Source organism: Mesorhizobium sp. M0028, from assembly GCF_040323855.1.
Classification (GTDB): domain Bacteria; phylum Pseudomonadota; class Alphaproteobacteria; order Rhizobiales; family Rhizobiaceae; genus Mesorhizobium.
Genome location: NZ_JAMYVG010000016.1, coordinates 50,397 through 64,989, shown reverse-complemented (window position 1 = coordinate 64,989; position 14,593 = coordinate 50,397). Strand labels below are relative to the sequence as shown.

Below are 14,593 nucleotides of genomic sequence, written 5' to 3'. Positions count from 1 at the left end.
GTCTTCATTCGCCTGCAGCCCTTTACCTCCCCGCCACCACGGCAAACTGTGCCGCTACCCTTCGCAGCCGGACGGCGATCGGCATGCTCATATGCCGAACCGCCGCCGGATCGCTGAGCGCCGTCCATATCGCCTTGAGCGGGGACCGCGCCTTGATGTGCTGAACCAGCGACAGGAATGATGCCGCCCGCCGCAGGCTGCGAGCGCGCCTGGCGAACGCCGCCGCGGCCGCAGCATCCATGGAATGGGTCGCGGCGAAGGTGGCATCGGCCCGGCGCATCGCCTCGACGTGATGAAGTTCGAGCACCCGGGAGATGGAACCGGTGCGAATGTGGTAAATATAGCCCGTCGTCGGCTCGACCACGCATTTGCCGCCTTTGGCCAGAGCACTGGCCAGGAGGATGTAGTCTTCGCCAATGATCAGGCTTTCATCGTAACGAAGCCCGTTCTCGTTCAGGAACCGGCGCTGGAAGATCGGCTTGAGATAGCCGAGATTGAACCTCGATTCGAAGAGGACATTGCCGCCGATGTAATCCGCCAGCGAGATTTCACTGAGCCCTTCCAGATAGTCGGCCGGGAACATCGTCTCTTCCGCAACGCCGTCCTCCCGAACGACCTGCAGATTATCGACCGCGATCTCGGCGCCGGCTTTTTCCGCGCGTTCGATCATGGTGCAGATTCGCCCGGGATAGACCGCGTCGTCGGAATCGAGAACCGCTACCCACCTGCCGCGGGCAAGCTCAAGGCCGGCATTCCTGGCGCCGCCAGGCCCACGGTTTTGCTCAAGCGCGACAACGCGTACGATGTCTTCGGGGTAGGATCTCGCCAGGTCGAGCGTCCGGTCGCGCGACTTGTCGTCGACGACGATGACCTCGAGGCTGACATTGCGCTGGGCGACGGCGCTGGCAATCGCCCGATCGATGGTCGCCTCGGCATTGTAGGCGGCAATCACGAAGCTCACGTCAGGCTGCACGCTTGCCCCCTTGCTGCGGCGAAGACAGGCCGTATTGGCGGATTTCACGAACCCCGACGAGGCCGCTGACGACGCCGACATGCATAATGCCGCGAAGGACGCTGCGGTTCCGTCGGACGGGGTCGATGGCGACCGGAATTGCCGACAGGAAACTATAGCCGGCCTTTGCCGCGGCAATGCCGACCTGCTTGAGCCGGGCAAGGCCGCGCGCGTTGCGCCCCAGGAGGTGGCCATGCGTCTGTCCGACGCGGAACCGGCGGCGGCCGAGCCAGTCGAATGCCGCCCTGGCAGGCGGCACGACTTCATCGACCCAAGCCTCTGGCGAAAAGGCGATACTGCCGCCGGCCTTGACCATCTGGTCGAAGAATTCCGTATCTTCGCCGCCGGTCTGGCCACGTGCCAGGCTGAAGCGCCGGCCGCGCAGGCTCTCAGCGCCAATTCTGAGCAGGACGTTGCAGGTGTAGCCGGTGCGGATCTCGCCGCGCACCCAGACCGGCGAGGTCGAGTGGAAATCGCCTTTGCGCATCCAGTCGGGCGCATCCGGCAGGTAACGGGCTTGCACCGGCCCGAGCACGGCCGCAGCACCAGTTGCTTCCACCGCCGCCACCAGTTCGGCAAGCCAGCCAGCGGTGGCCGTCTCGTCGTCGTCGATAAAGGCGACGAAATCCGCCGCACTGGCATCGAGGCAAGCGTTGCGCGCGATCGAAATGTTGCGGGCCGGGGCGTGCCGGTAGGTCACCGGCAGCTTCAACTCCCCCGCTAGCTTGGCGACCAGCGTTTCGGCCGTCGGCGTATCGTCGTTGTCCGCGATGATGACACCGACATCGAATCCCGCGGGCATATCCATGGCTGCTACGGAGCGGAGCGTGTCGACAAGCTCCGGCCGGCGAAATGTGCAGACGCAAATATCGATGCTTCGATTTTTCTTGACCGGGTCCATCACGCTACCCCGCGCTGCGGTCGCGGTGCTAGCAGCTGCAGCCAGAAGCCGACCGACCAGCCGAAATGCATGACCATTGCCGAGACCCCGGCAAGCGCAATGTCGGGTTTGCGCTGACTGACCGCGGTCCAGAAGCCGTAGCCAAGGCAGACCGAGACCCATAGCAAAAGCGGCACGGCCGCCAGCCAGTGGACGAAGGAAAAGGCGGCGAGAAGAACCACGGGAAACACCAGAAGCGGCACCATCTGCCGGATCTTCGGGATCATGCGGTGCTTGAGAACGTTCTTCGCCCGGCCGCGGCCATAGCCGAGATACTGAAAATAGAGGCCCTTCAGCGAGGAGCGCGGGTAGTAGACCATTTGTGTCTTACCGGTCATCCAGATCCGGTAACCGGCCTGACGGAGCCGATAGTCGAGTTCGGCATCCTCATTGTGGCTGAACGTCTCGTCATAGCCGCCGACCGCGGTGAAGGCCGATATCCGGATCAGCGCATGGTGGCCATGATCGACCCATTCCCCCGCCGAAAGGTGCCGATGCTTGGAGCCGCCGGTGCCGAGCCTGGAATTCTGGGCCGCGGCCGCCGCCTTCTGCACCATGCCGCTGCCACTGGTCAGCATCGAGACGACGACCGAATCCGCCCCGGTGGCCTGCGCTTCTTCGACCAGCCGGTCGCAATAGTCGGCGGGATAGCCGCCATGCGCGTCGATGCGAATGAGATAGTCGACGCCCTCCCCGAACCTGGCAACGGCGAGATTGATCGCCGCGCTCTGCAAGCGCTTTTCATTGTGGAGCAGGACCACCCGCTGATCTTTTGCGGCGATATCCGCGACGATCGTCCTGGTGCCGTCCGTACTGCCGCCATCGGCAACGATGATCACGGCGCCCAGCCTCTTGGCCGCAGGGCGGAGCTCTCGAAGCAACGCGCCGATATGGGGCGCTTCGTTCAGGCACGGAACCACGATCATGCAGGATGGGAGCGTTTCGGTTTGCGTCATCGGCCGTCCTTCTATGCCAATGCTTCGGCAGCATATGGACCGGGCGCCGCGGCAAGGCCGCGGAGTTTTTCGACGAGCGCCCGGCAATCGGCGCGGTCGTAGCTCCAGGTGCGCGGATTGCGGGCGAGAACACGTGCCCTCAATGTCTCGAACCGATGCTGCTCCATGGTGCCGAGGGCAGCTTCGAGCGCCTCGGGCGTGGCTTCTGGCAAAAGAACGCCGATGCCTTGCCGATCGAGGAACCGGCCGGTCTCGGTGTTGCCCATCGAGATCGGCACGGCTCCGAAGCGGCAGCCCTCATAGAGACGGTTGGGCAGCAGCCATTCGGAATTCAGGCCCTGCTCAAAAAAGTCGATGGCCCAGGAAAAGTGAACCTCGCGGTAGATCGCCGCCATATCCTCCGGATTGCGATAGGGTCCGCCAAACGAGAGCCAGGGTTCCGATTCAACAAAACCGTGGAAATCGGGAAATTCGGACAACGCCGGGCGGCCTCTGAGGACGATTTCGAAGCGGCCGTCGAGGCGGCGCGAAAATTCGGCCAGAAGCTCCAGGGAGCGGCGGCAGCGGAGCGCCCCGAACCAGCCGATTCGCCAAGGCGGCGCAACAGGATTCTCCTCCGTCATGCGGTCATCCAGGGAAGCCGCGGCTGGCTCGAAATACTTGTTTTCGAGCAGTTCGACCGGCGCGGCAATCTGTCCGAACGGCTTGAAATAATTGGCGATGAAGGCCGGAGAGCTGGTCACCAGAAGCTTCACATCCCTGGCCAGGAAGCGTTCTGCGCCGCGCATCGCCCAGCCCAGCGGATCGTCGCGAAGCAGCAGACGATGGATGTCGAGGCACTCGTAGACAATCGGCACCGTTGCCTGGAAAGCCGACCTGGCCCGCCGGGCAAGCGCCAGCATTTCCAAATTGCGCGCGATAATGAGGTCGGGCCGTTGCATTGAACCCAGCTTGGAGCCGGTCGAGACCACCGCCTTCATGATCGCCGCCAGACGCTGGGCGAATCGGCCATCACGCGTCGGGCCGAGATCGATCGGCTGCAAGCCCTCGACATCAGCAACCGCGCTTGCCGTTCGACGAAAGCCCGCCAGCGTAACCTGGGCGCCGCCTGCCTTGAGCATTATGATCCGCCGGCGCACTGCCGGGTCGGAGACGTCGTGTACCAAGTACAAGACATGCAGCATGAAAACTCGACCGCTGTTGGCCCGCCCGCGACAATGCTAGTACAGCTCTTGCTGCATCGCAACATTTTTGGTTGCAGCGTAGCAAAGATCCACATTTTTTGTTGCACTGCAAAATCGATGGGTTAATCTCGCTCTGCTTGGGCCGCATGGACCGCGCGTTGGCCCTGCCATTGGGCTGCGCGCCAATAATCACGACGCGAGGACCATCCTTGGCGTGCAGCATTTTCGGCCAACCCGCACCTCGGCATCCGTCGACCGAACCGCGGGACTACTCACGAAATGAGGTCATTCAATGAAGATCGCGGTTGAAAACACCGTCTGCCTGAATACCGGAGACGCAGCGATTCTCCTGGCGATTCGCCATGTTTTCAAGACGATCGTGCAGGACGATATCCAGTTCTACGTCTTCGACAGCCAGCCGGAGGTGGCGGCGAGGCTCTACACGAAGAAGGAGTATCCAGATCTCGAATTCCACAAGCTGCTGTCGGAATCGCTGTTCCGCTACAAATACGGCAGTGGGCTGAAGAACCTGTTCAAGCCGATCTACAATCGGCTCGTACTCAATGCCCTGCGGCGGTTCGGCATCCGCGGCGTTCTCGGGCGTTTGTTCAGCTCAAGCAATCGCCGTGGTCTCGAGATCTACAAAGACGCCGACCTCGTGGTCACGACAGGCGGAACCTATCTCGTCGAGACCTACAATCTGGAACGGCGCCTCAATCAATTCCGGATCGACGCGATTCTGGGCAAGGACCCGGTCTTCTTCACGCAATCGCTCGGCCCGTTCAACAAAAGTTACAATCGCCAGGAGTTGAGCCCGATCTTCGACCGGAGCCCGCTCATCCTGCTGCGCGATGAACGTTCGAGAGGCCACATTGTGGACATGGTGAAAGACCCCGGCAAATGCCACGTCGTGGCCGACGCCGTCTTTGCGCTGGCCGATACCGACAGGATCGGAAGTTTTCTGGCCTCCGGCCAGTCGGCGACTGTCACCGGCCGCGTCGCCATTTCCGTCCGTCACTGGAACTATGTCAGCGACGGCGAGGGCGGCATGCGCCGCTACATCGACTCGATCCGCGAGATTGCGACCATCCTGGTCAGGGACCACGCCAAGCAGGTGACCTTCGTCTCTACCTGCCAGGGCGTGCCGGAATACGCCCATGACGATTCCAAGACGGCGCGGGCGATCGTTGCCGAACTCGATCCGGAGATCGCCAAGCATGTGAGCGTGGACGCTTCGTTCCACACGCCGGAGCAACTGATGGCCCTGGTGAAAGGCTTCGACTTCGTCGTCGCGACGCGCATGCACATGATGATCATGTCGCTCTGCGTCGGCACGCCGGTGCTGCCGATCGCCTATGAATTCAAGACCAAGGAACTCGCCAAGCGGATCGGCGTCGCCGACCTGCTGCTCGACATCGACACGGTAACGCCCGAGGAAGCGAGCGAGAAGCTCGGCAGACTTACCGCCAATCTCGACCTCTATCGCAGGACGAGCCTTCAGGCAGTGCTTGAGGAGCATGCGTCGGCGATGTCGGCAGGTGAGCTTTTGAGGCCGGTGATCGCCGGCCTAGCGGGCGTTGCGCATGGCGCTGGAAAGCGTGGTGAACAGGGCGCTGCGCGACTGGCGAAGGGCAAGCATGAGGACCAGTCCGATCGAATAATTGAGGGCAACCGCCAGGACCACCGCGAGCAGGTCTGACTGGCCGGTCAGCGATACGGGCAACTCCCGGTAGACGGACCAGGCAAGCAGCGACGACATGATGAAAAGCCCCTGCATGATCAGGAAGTCGGCTGCGGTCACCGGACCGACCCGATGGACAAGAACGGCAAGCACCGGGACGCGCAGCATATAGCCGCTGATCGCGTAGGCCGCGGCGACACCGACGGCGCCCCAGTGCAGGCCGATGATGAAGGCGGCGACCGTCGTCAGCGACGAGTAGATGCCCCAGTGGAACATGGTCTTGGTCTTGCCCTGGCAGATGAAGATCCATCCGGTGGTGCTCGAGACGGACTGGATCAGGCTGGCGATGCCCAGCCAGGCGAAGATCGGCGCCACCGCTGTCCAGCGCTCGCCGAAGAGAAGCCCGACGACCTGGTCCGACGTCAGCGTCAGCGCCGCGATGCCGGGCATGGTGATGGCCGCCAGCATCCAATTGGTCCGCACATAGATGTCGCGAAACCGCGCCTTGTCCTCATGGATGCGGCTCAGCAGCGGCACCATCACGCGTGTCAGCGGCTGGTTGATGTTCTGCAGCGGAAACAGCAGGAGCTTATAGGCGCGGTCATAGTAGCCGAGTTCGATCGCGCCCGAATATTTTCCGATCAGGATGTTGTCGAGATTGCGCGAGAAGAAGTTGGCCAGATTGAAGCCGGTCAGATTGGCGCCGAAGGACAATATGTCGGTATCGACCTTCAGGTCCGGCCGCGACGGCGTCCAGCGCGCCACCTGCCATGCCGCGGCCAGCGCGACAACAGCCGAAACCGCCGGGCCGATGACCAGCGACCAGTAGCCCAGTCCCGCATAGGCGGCGATTGCGGTAGTCGCAAGTCCGGCAGCGGCGGTTATCACATCGTTCAGCGCGAGCTGGCCAAAGCGCAAATGACGGTTCATCAGCGCCAGCGGCACCGCGGCGAGGCTGCCAAGAAGCAGCGGCAAGGCAGAGCCGATGGTGATCCCGACCATGCGTTGATCGCCGTAGAAGGCGGCGATGGCGGGCGCCAGGCATGCCACCACCACGGCACTGCCCAGCCCAACCAGCGCACTGATCCAGAATACCTGGTTGAGCTGTTCGGTGCTGATGTCCTTGCGCTGGACCACAGCCTGCTGCAGGCCTAGGTTTTGAAGCAATCCGACAAAGGCCACGATCGGCCCGACGGAAGCCACGAGACCAAAATCCTCGGGGACCAGCAGACGCGCAAGCACGATGACCGAGAGAAACTGGATCGCCATCTTGAAGCCTTGCGCGCCGATCGTCACCACGCCGCCGCGCAGAGCGACGCGACCGAACTGGGGGGGCGGGTTGGCGTTCATGCCGGGCGCCTGGCTTCGGCGAGTTGAGCAACGATCTGCGCAAAACGTTCGTTGAGCAGGTCCGCGTTGAAATCCTGCTCGATCTTGCGGCGCGCCGCACGTGCGATGCGCTCGCATTTGTCCGGGTTCTCGGCCACCCAGACAAGCTTGCGGGCCAACGCCGCAACGTCTCGCTCCGGTGCGAGGAAGCCTGTCTCCTGATCCTCGATCAACTCGGGGATGCCCGAGTGATAGGTGCTGACAACAATCAGCCCGGCGGCCATAGCTTCCATCAGCGCCACCGGAATACCCTCGAGATCGCCGTCCTGTGCAGCAACGCTGGGCAGCAGGAATACGTGGGCATCGCGCAGGCGCTGCTTGACCTCGGCGTGCGGGCGCGGCCCGAGGAAAGTCACCCGGTCGGCAACGCCGAGATTTGCGGCGAGCTTCTTCAACTCTTCCAGCAATTCGCCGCCGCCAATCACCGTATAGACCCAGTTGCGCCGCGGAAGGCCGGCGAGGGCGCGCAGGGCGAATTCGATGCCCTTCTTTTCGGTCAGCCGGCAGACCGAGATGAAGGACAGCGTGTCCCGGTCCCAGGAACGCCAATGATAGCTGATCTCGCCCGGCCGCACGCCCATATGGTGAACCATGACTTGCGCGGCAGGCGCGCCGACGCCGATCAGGGCGTCGCGGAAAAACGCGTTCACCGGCAGCTGGAGAACGCCCTTTTCGAAAACAACCTTGTAGCGCGTGAGCGTGTCGTCATGCAGCGGTTCGCCGACATCGCGGCCGTGGAATATGGTTACCAAAGGAGCGGAAATCCGGCCTCGTTTCATGGCGCGGGCAACGCGCATGCCGTTATTGCCGAAATGCGCGACGATCACATCGGCGTTCTGCAATTTGCGCGCAAAGGCGATGTCGATAACGGTCGAGAGCTTATCCCAGAACCTGCCCGACCATCTCCTGAGCGTCGGGCGAAAGCGCCCCAGTCCGCCCCACCAGCAGACGACCTTGCCAGGCAGCGCCTGCCAGCGGCGATCGTCGATGTTGCTGTCCTTGCCGAACGACGTCTCGTTGCAGACGACGCCGACTTGCATGCCGCGCTCGAGGCACCCTTCTATCTGGTCGAGGACGAAGGTCTCCGACAAAGAGGGGAACTTATCAACTACGAAGCAAATCTTCATCGAATGGACGATCTTTCGAGGCCGGTCGGCGATCTGCTCGCGCGGATGAGGGCTGAAGCCCGTCGCCGCCGTGCGAGGCGCCCCAAGCGTCTGGTGTTGTGCGTGCCGTTGTCCCAAAGCAGCTCCCACCCCGGTCAGGCGCGAGAGCCGGCTTTTGGGCAACGTGTATGGTTTTGGACGAAATGCATCAGGCGGCATGCTCCAGCGCGCCTTGCCTGGCGTTGTCGAGAACGCCGAGGAAGGTCGCGAACTGAATGTCTGGATTCATTTGCGGCCGCTCCGAAAACAGCTGCGCCGCCGCCGACAGCCTGTCGTACTCGGCCTTGTCGCTCCATAGCCGCCTGACCGCGGCGACCCAGTCGTCGAGCGGTGCGTCATAGTCAAGTACAACGCCGCCGGCGCCGATCGCTTCCGGCAGGCCGCCGCGGCGGGACCCGACGACCGGAATGCCGCTGCAATGGGCCTCGGATGCCACGCGCCCCCAGGCCTCTTCCCATTTGCTGGGCGCCAGCAGGATCTTGGTGCGGCCATAGACCGTCTTCATGTCGCTGGTACGGCTTTCCAGCCTGACGTTGCGCAGCGGCGCGATGGTCCGTTCGATCTGCGCCCGGTGGTCGTCGTCGAGCTTCCAGCTTTCGACGAACAGAAACGGGATTTCGGGGCATTGGCCGGCGATGCGCACGGCGAGTTCGAACCCTTTTTCATTGTAAGGGTTGATCAGCGTGACGAATTCGCCGGTCGTCGGGGTGCTGTAGAGCCCGGGATTGATGGTCGGCGGAATCACGGTCGAGTCGATGCCGAACCTTTCCTTGTAGGTGCGCGCGGTGAATTCGGAGTTGGCGATATAAAGCGCCGAATGCAATTCGCGCAGGTCGCCGGCCAGCTCGTGGAATTCGACGTTCCGCAGATAGACCACCAGCGGCACGCCGAGCGCCTGCAGCGCCTTTCCGATCGGCACCGATTTGTGGCACTGCACGACGGCGACATCGGGATCGAGCCGTTCGACCGCGAAGCGCGCCGCCTCCCAGGGAAACCACGCCCGCACGACCGGATAGCCGGGATAGCTGTCGATGACCGCACGCTGGCGAAGCAGTTTCATCTTGGCGCGCGCCTTGAAGCCGAACATGCCATCACCGAACAGTGCCGCCAGGACCGAGGCGTCATGACCGTGCTCGCGCAGCTGCTCGACCAGATGGTGCGTGCTCGACTGAACGCCACCGCTGAACTGCGGCGTGTAGCCGTTGCCGCCTGCAAACAGAACTTTCATGGACCTGGCTCCTTGCTGGACCGCCCTATCGTCACGCCGCCATTCTGCCGATGCTGTGGTATTCGATGCCGTGGCGGGCGATGACCTTGGGGTCGTAGAGGTTGCGTCCGTCGAAGATGACGGGCGTGGTCAGCGCGTCCTTCAATGCATCGAAGGACGGCGCACTGAAGCTCTTCCACTCGGTCACGATCAAGAGCGCGTCGGCACCTCGCACAGCGGCCTCTTTGGTGCCGCACAGCTGCAGGTCGTCGCGCAACCCGTAGATCGCCTGGCATTCCTGCATCGCCTCGGGATCGTAGGCCTGCACATTGGCACCGGCGGCCCAGAGCGCCTCCATCAGCGTGCGGGCCGGGGCTTCGCGCATGTCGTCGGTATTGGGCTTGAAGGCCAGGCCCCACAGCGCAAAGGTCTTGCCCTTGAGATTGCCCTTGAAATAGCGGTCCACCTTCTCGAACAGGACCGACTTCTGCTGGTTGTTGCGCTCCTCGACGGCACGCAGCAGCTTGGCGTCGAACTTGATGGCTTCGGCGGTCTTGATCAGGGCGCGCACATCCTTCGGGAAGCACGAGCCGCCATAGCCGAGGCCCGGATAGATGAAGTGGTAGCCGATCCGCGGGTCGCTGCCGATGCCCTTGCGGACCTCCTCGATGTCGGCGCCCAGTTGCTCGGCCAAATTGGCCATTTCGTTCATGAAGCTGATCTTGGTCGCCAGCATGCAATTGGCCGCGTATTTGGTAAACTCGGCACTGCGCACGTCCATCACGATCATCTTTTCGTGGTTGCGGTTGAACGGCGCGTAGAGCTCGCGCATCACCGCCTCGGTGTCCTCGTTGCTGGTGCCGACGATGATGCGGTCGGGCTTCATGCAGTCGCTCACAGCGGACCCTTCCTTGAGGAATTCCGGATTGGAGGCGACGTCGAAAGCCAGATCCTCGCGCCCGCGCGCCCTCAGCGTCTCGGCAATCCTGGCCTTTATCCTTTCGCAGGTACCGACCGGCACGGTCGACTTGCCGACGACGATCTTGGGCGCGTCCATCTCACGACCGATGGCCTCGGCGACGGCCAGCACATATTTCAGGTCTGCCGAACCATCCTCGCCCGGAGGCGTGCCGACCGCGATCATCTGGATCTGGCCATGCTTGATCGCCGCGGCGGCGTCGGTGGTGAACTTGATGCGGCCGGCGGCATGGTTCTCCTTGACCATGTTTTCGAGCCCAGGCTCGAAGATCGGGACATGACCCTGGTTGAGCCGCTCGACCTTTTTTGCATCGATGTCGACGCAGACCACCTGATGGCCGACTTCGGCAAGCACCGCCGCCTGTACAAGACCGACATAGCCGATTCCAAAGACAGTCAAATTCATTCGGTTTCATTCCTGTTCAAGGCTTCGGGGCCTGTTCGAGCTTCGGGCTCGGACCACCTTCGGCCCGGCGGGTTCAGATGCGCTTCTAGTTCGTTTTGCATGCCAGCGATTCCGGGAATTGGCAGGGCTGGCCGAGTGCGGTGAATGCAACGCGGTCCACTTGCATGGCGAGCTTGCGGCCCGGATCCGAGAACGGCCCCATCCAGCCCTTCATCGTATCGCTGCCCCACAGGCTGAAATAGATTCTTTGCGAATGGGTGGGCAGCTTCGCCGGATCGGTGATCTCGTGGACAAGCTTGCCGTTGACGTACCAGCGCAGCCGGTCCTTTTCCCAGACGAAGGCGTAGTCGTTGAAGGCCTTGTCGGTGCCCCCGGCGACGTCGACCAGCTTCTCGTTCTTGCCCTTGCCGGCTATGTAGGCGTTGACCTGGACCTTGGACGTGTCCTTGGTCAGCACCTCGAAGTCGATTTCATCATGCGGCTGCTTGTCGGCATCGCCGACGAAGCTGAAGAATGCCGCGTTGACGCCGGAGCCCGTGTCGGTCTTCATCCGCGCCTCGTAGGTGCCGTAGCCGAAGCGCTGCTTGGTCTGGATCTCGGCGCAGGCGAATTCGCGATCCTTCAGCTTGCGCTTCTCGAAACCGAGCGTCAGCATGCCGTCGGAAAGGCCGATCAGGCTTTTGGACCAGGTGCAGTTCTGATGCTTGCCGTTCGTCCAGCCGTCGGAAATGTACCAGCGCGCGCGACTGAGGCTGGTGAAATCATCGACAAAGGACGGCGCGGTTGGGAGATCCTGGGCGCGGACGGGCACCAGGCCCGCAACCAGGCTGCCGAGAACGATCAGCAGAAACGCGCCGTCTGAACGGAGCCGCCGCAGCTTGCCTGGGATCGGGCGCGTGAACGGGGTGCCGCCGGTTGCCGGGGTGGACGTGCTTTTAGGATCTGCGTTCATATCAAACTCACCTTTGTGCTGTGCGCCCCCAAAGCGATCGTTCGAACCGTGACGAAACAAGCTAATCTTGACCTCTGTCGCTCCTAGGCTCCGTGTAGCGTGCCCAAAACCATTGCGCCGACTCCGGGATATTCGCTCAACCTGTGCCGGGACCGGCGGGTTTCACAAAATCGGTCCTTATGTCTGGGCCGTTCTGCCGATCCTCCTCGAAGATTTCATCCAGCGAATGACGGAGATCCTTCATCATCTGCTTCTGGCGCGAGAGCGCAGCGATGCGCCGCTCGCAATTCAGGATCGACCTGGTCAGTTCGCCAACTTCGGAAGACCTGCGGGAGGAGACCGCCCCGTTTTCCATGGCCTCGACCAGGAAGGCGGCATTGGTGGCCGTTGTCCTGTAGCGGTTCTCAAGTCCGTTCTTCTCCGCCTCGACCTCGGCCGCGATCTGGTCCAGCAGCTTCGCCAAGCGATCGAGTCGCGCGGTGTCGGTCTGCGTGTCGCGCGCCGGATCTCTCGATCGGAAGCGAAAGATCGAGGCCATGCAGTCAGCGCCCCATCATCGTCGAGACGATGACCGGCCTTGGCGCCCGTCCACGTTCAAAAGACATTTCTCGCATCGTCCAGCTCCTCTGACAGGGGATGTCTCGGGCCAGTTCGGTTGGCCGTCCAAAATTGCTGCACCGCAACATAGATTGCCATTCCCCGCGCGCATAGGCAACCACCTAGATCGTAAACTCATAAATCGCGTCGAAATGGTGCGAGCCGACCGAGGTAAGGCGATCGCCACGTTGACGAGCCTAGCTTTCGCCGGCTGTGCTGGTTCCGGCCATGAGGAAGCGCAGCGGCGGCACATGCTGACGCTTAGCGGCGAAGCCAGCGCGGCGAAACAGCGCATCCAGCTTGTCGGAGGCAACGCCGCGGACGACGGCCGTGAGGTTGGACGAGCCGGCCAAGGCATAGGCCACAGCCGGCGCCAGCCCGCGCTCAGTCTTCACGTCTAAGAACTTCCGCAACCGGTATTTGTCGCGAATGTGCCGCTCGTGCCTTCTCAGCGCAGCCTTCGATGCCTCCGGCAAACTGTCGATCGCAAGCAGTGCCAGGTCGGCATCGGCCAGATGCTTCAGATCCTGGGTGTTGTGCCGTCCGCTCAGCGAATCGGCGCGCACGATCGCGCCGTAGCCACAGGATTTGATGACCTTGAAGCGCGCGCCATGCGCAACCGCGCGCGCATAGAGTTCATAGTCTTCGCCAAGGCGCAGCTTCTCGTCGTAGCGCAGCCCATGCCGATCGAGGAAGGCGCGGCTGATCACGGGTTTGAGGAAGCCCAGTTCCCCTCGTTGCACACGGCGCCTGGAGATGTTGGCGTCGATGAAACCCTCGAAATCGAGGAATTCCGGCTCGGGCGAAAACGGTGGAGCGACGATTTTCGAGACATCGGTTGCCGCGTCATCCCTGACAAGCATGATGTTGTCTGCCGCGAAATCCCAATCGGTGCTGGCGAACAGTCTGTGAAACCTGCCTTCGAAAAAGAAATCATCAGCGTCCAGGATGCTGATGAACGGCGACCTGGAACCGGCTATCGCGGCGTTGCGGGCAAAGGAGGGGCCGCGATTGACGTCGAAGCGGATGACGGAAAGGCGGCCCGTGCCGTCGTCGGCTGCATGGGCGACTTTCGCAGTATCGTCGGTGGACGCGTCGTCGACGACGACGACTTCCGCAACCTCCGGCTCGCGCAATGCCGATGCAATGGCGGCCGGGATTGTCCGCGCCGCGTTACGGGCAGCGATGATCACGCAGACTTGGGATGATGTCATGGACATGCCTCTCGATTGCAGAAATCGTTGCGGATTTCCTCGCCCTCCCCGCTCAATGCCTCACCGCCCGTCTGACATGCATCGGCCCAAATGCCTATGCTGCAAGTGCGAAGCAAGCATCGCCAAAATCATCGGCGCCGTCCAGTTTTTCATTTGGCTGGGTGTCATGACGCGGCTGGGCAGGCGGCGAGCCGCAATCGGGATAGCTCCCGAAAGGCGCCGCTTGGCAGAGCCGCTCCTGCACGGCCCGGATCAAGCCACTGGCGCGCTCAGTTGGCCAACCAGTCACTGCCGAGTAGGTCGTGGCGATGGAGAGCGGCCGCTTGGTGGAGGCCGGGAGCATCGAGGAATTGAAGAAACGGGATGCCGACTTGCGGCGTGTTGCTGGAGGCCAACGCCCGAAATCAGTGAAGGCCTCTCCTGGCGCTTAATTTCTCGCCTTCGGCCGCTTCGTTCGAACTCAGCTTTCGTTCTGCGTCGCGAATTTTGTCGGCCGAGGTCGGGGCATTTCTTGCGACCATGGCAAAGACCAGCAGAAAATAACCGAGTTGGATGACTATGGCGCAGCCGATGACGCGAAAAAGCGTCGTGCCGAGCGAGGCGCCGCCCAAATAGGACCAGACGACCACGATCGCCAGCGCAAAACACATTCCGATAATGAACTTTGGCAGTGACATACCCGACAGCCCATCAACCGGCTCGGGAAAAAATGTCGACAAGCCCACCCCGAGCACCTCCCTTAAACTCTGCGAGCTTGTTTAGGTTGCCCGCTTCTGGCCGGTTGCTTCCGGCCTTGCCCAATCTGTCCATACTCCGACAGAAACAATTTGCAACTCTATTGAGGCGAGCAATAGGCGGCAAGGGCAGCTACGGAATAATTTTAAGCGAATCCTCAGGATCGCCTCTGCCAT

The 14,593-nt window shown here is 62.2% G+C and carries 12 protein-coding genes and 1 pseudogene; 1 reads left to right on the top strand and 12 read right to left on the bottom strand.

Annotated features, from left to right (window positions below; genetic code table 11):
• Positions 1–22: 22 nt before the first annotated feature.
• Genes NKJ93_RS24275 through NKJ93_RS24260 form a run of 4 tightly spaced genes read right to left on the bottom strand, consistent with a single transcriptional unit; the run spans position 23 to position 4,092 of the window.
• Positions 23–973 (bottom strand): glycosyltransferase family 2 protein, encoded by a 951-nt coding sequence (locus NKJ93_RS24275; protein ID WP_023717979.1) that lies wholly within the window; start codon positions 971–973, stop codon positions 23–25.
• The gene (locus NKJ93_RS24270; RefSeq protein WP_023717980.1) at positions 963–1,913 is read right to left on the bottom strand and encodes a glycosyltransferase family 2 protein; all 951 of its coding nucleotides are present in this window, start codon (positions 1,911–1,913) and stop codon (positions 963–965) included. The genes NKJ93_RS24275 and NKJ93_RS24270 overlap by 11 nt, the downstream gene beginning before the upstream one ends.
• On the bottom strand, positions 1,913–2,908 hold the full coding sequence (locus NKJ93_RS24265; RefSeq protein ID WP_352483973.1) for a glycosyltransferase family 2 protein: 996 nt from the start codon (positions 2,906–2,908) through the stop codon (positions 1,913–1,915). The genes NKJ93_RS24270 and NKJ93_RS24265 overlap by 1 nt, the downstream gene beginning before the upstream one ends.
• Before the next feature lie 11 nt (positions 2,909–2,919).
• Entirely contained in the window at positions 2,920–4,092 is a 1,173-nt protein-coding gene (locus tag NKJ93_RS24260) for a glycosyltransferase family protein (protein WP_023717982.1), read from the bottom strand.
• Positions 4,093–4,384: 292 nt separating this feature from the next.
• On the opposite strand from NKJ93_RS24260, the pseudogene NKJ93_RS24255 reads away from it, so the two are divergent.
• Positions 4,385–5,437 (top strand): annotated as a pseudogene (locus tag NKJ93_RS24255) (polysaccharide pyruvyl transferase family protein); the annotation flags it as partial.
• A gap of 222 nt (positions 5,438–5,659) precedes the next feature.
• Here NKJ93_RS24255 and NKJ93_RS24250 read toward each other — a convergent pair.
• The 8 genes from NKJ93_RS24250 to NKJ93_RS24215 all read right to left on the bottom strand — a co-directional run bounded on the left by NKJ93_RS24250 (position 5,660) and on the right by NKJ93_RS24215 (position 14,359).
• A complete protein-coding gene (locus tag NKJ93_RS24250; RefSeq protein ID WP_352483972.1) occupies positions 5,660–7,123 on the bottom strand; it encodes a lipopolysaccharide biosynthesis protein in 1,464 nt (487 codons plus the stop codon).
• Complete coding sequence (locus tag NKJ93_RS24245) at positions 7,120–8,406, bottom strand: glycosyltransferase (RefSeq protein WP_352591600.1); 1,287 nt, start codon at positions 8,404–8,406, stop codon at positions 7,120–7,122. The genes NKJ93_RS24250 and NKJ93_RS24245 overlap by 4 nt, the downstream gene beginning before the upstream one ends.
• Positions 8,407–8,476: 70 nt before the next feature.
• Complete coding sequence (locus NKJ93_RS24240; RefSeq protein ID WP_023717986.1) at positions 8,477–9,556, bottom strand: glycosyltransferase; 1,080 nt, start codon at positions 9,554–9,556, stop codon at positions 8,477–8,479.
• A gap of 31 nt (positions 9,557–9,587) precedes the next feature.
• Positions 9,588–10,919: a UDP-glucose dehydrogenase family protein gene (locus NKJ93_RS24235; RefSeq protein ID WP_023717987.1), complete on the bottom strand. Its 1,332-nt coding sequence runs from the start codon at positions 10,917–10,919 to the stop codon at positions 9,588–9,590.
• A gap of 85 nt (positions 10,920–11,004) precedes the next feature.
• Positions 11,005–11,871, bottom strand: coding sequence for an endo-1,3-1,4-beta-glycanase ExoK (gene exoK, locus NKJ93_RS24230; RefSeq protein ID WP_352483971.1), 867 nt, complete (start codon positions 11,869–11,871; stop codon positions 11,005–11,007).
• Between the two features lie 136 nt (positions 11,872–12,007).
• The gene (locus tag NKJ93_RS24225; RefSeq protein ID WP_023717989.1) at positions 12,008–12,409 is read right to left on the bottom strand and encodes a hypothetical protein; all 402 of its coding nucleotides are present in this window, start codon (positions 12,407–12,409) and stop codon (positions 12,008–12,010) included.
• 256 nt (positions 12,410–12,665) lie between these two features.
• On the bottom strand, positions 12,666–13,688 hold the full coding sequence (locus NKJ93_RS24220; protein WP_352591597.1) for a glycosyltransferase family 2 protein: 1,023 nt from the start codon (positions 13,686–13,688) through the stop codon (positions 12,666–12,668).
• Positions 13,689–14,086: 398 nt separating this feature from the next.
• Complete coding sequence (locus tag NKJ93_RS24215) at positions 14,087–14,359, bottom strand: exopolysaccharide production repressor protein (protein ID WP_023717992.1); 273 nt, start codon at positions 14,357–14,359, stop codon at positions 14,087–14,089.
• Positions 14,360–14,593 lie beyond the last annotated feature (234 nt).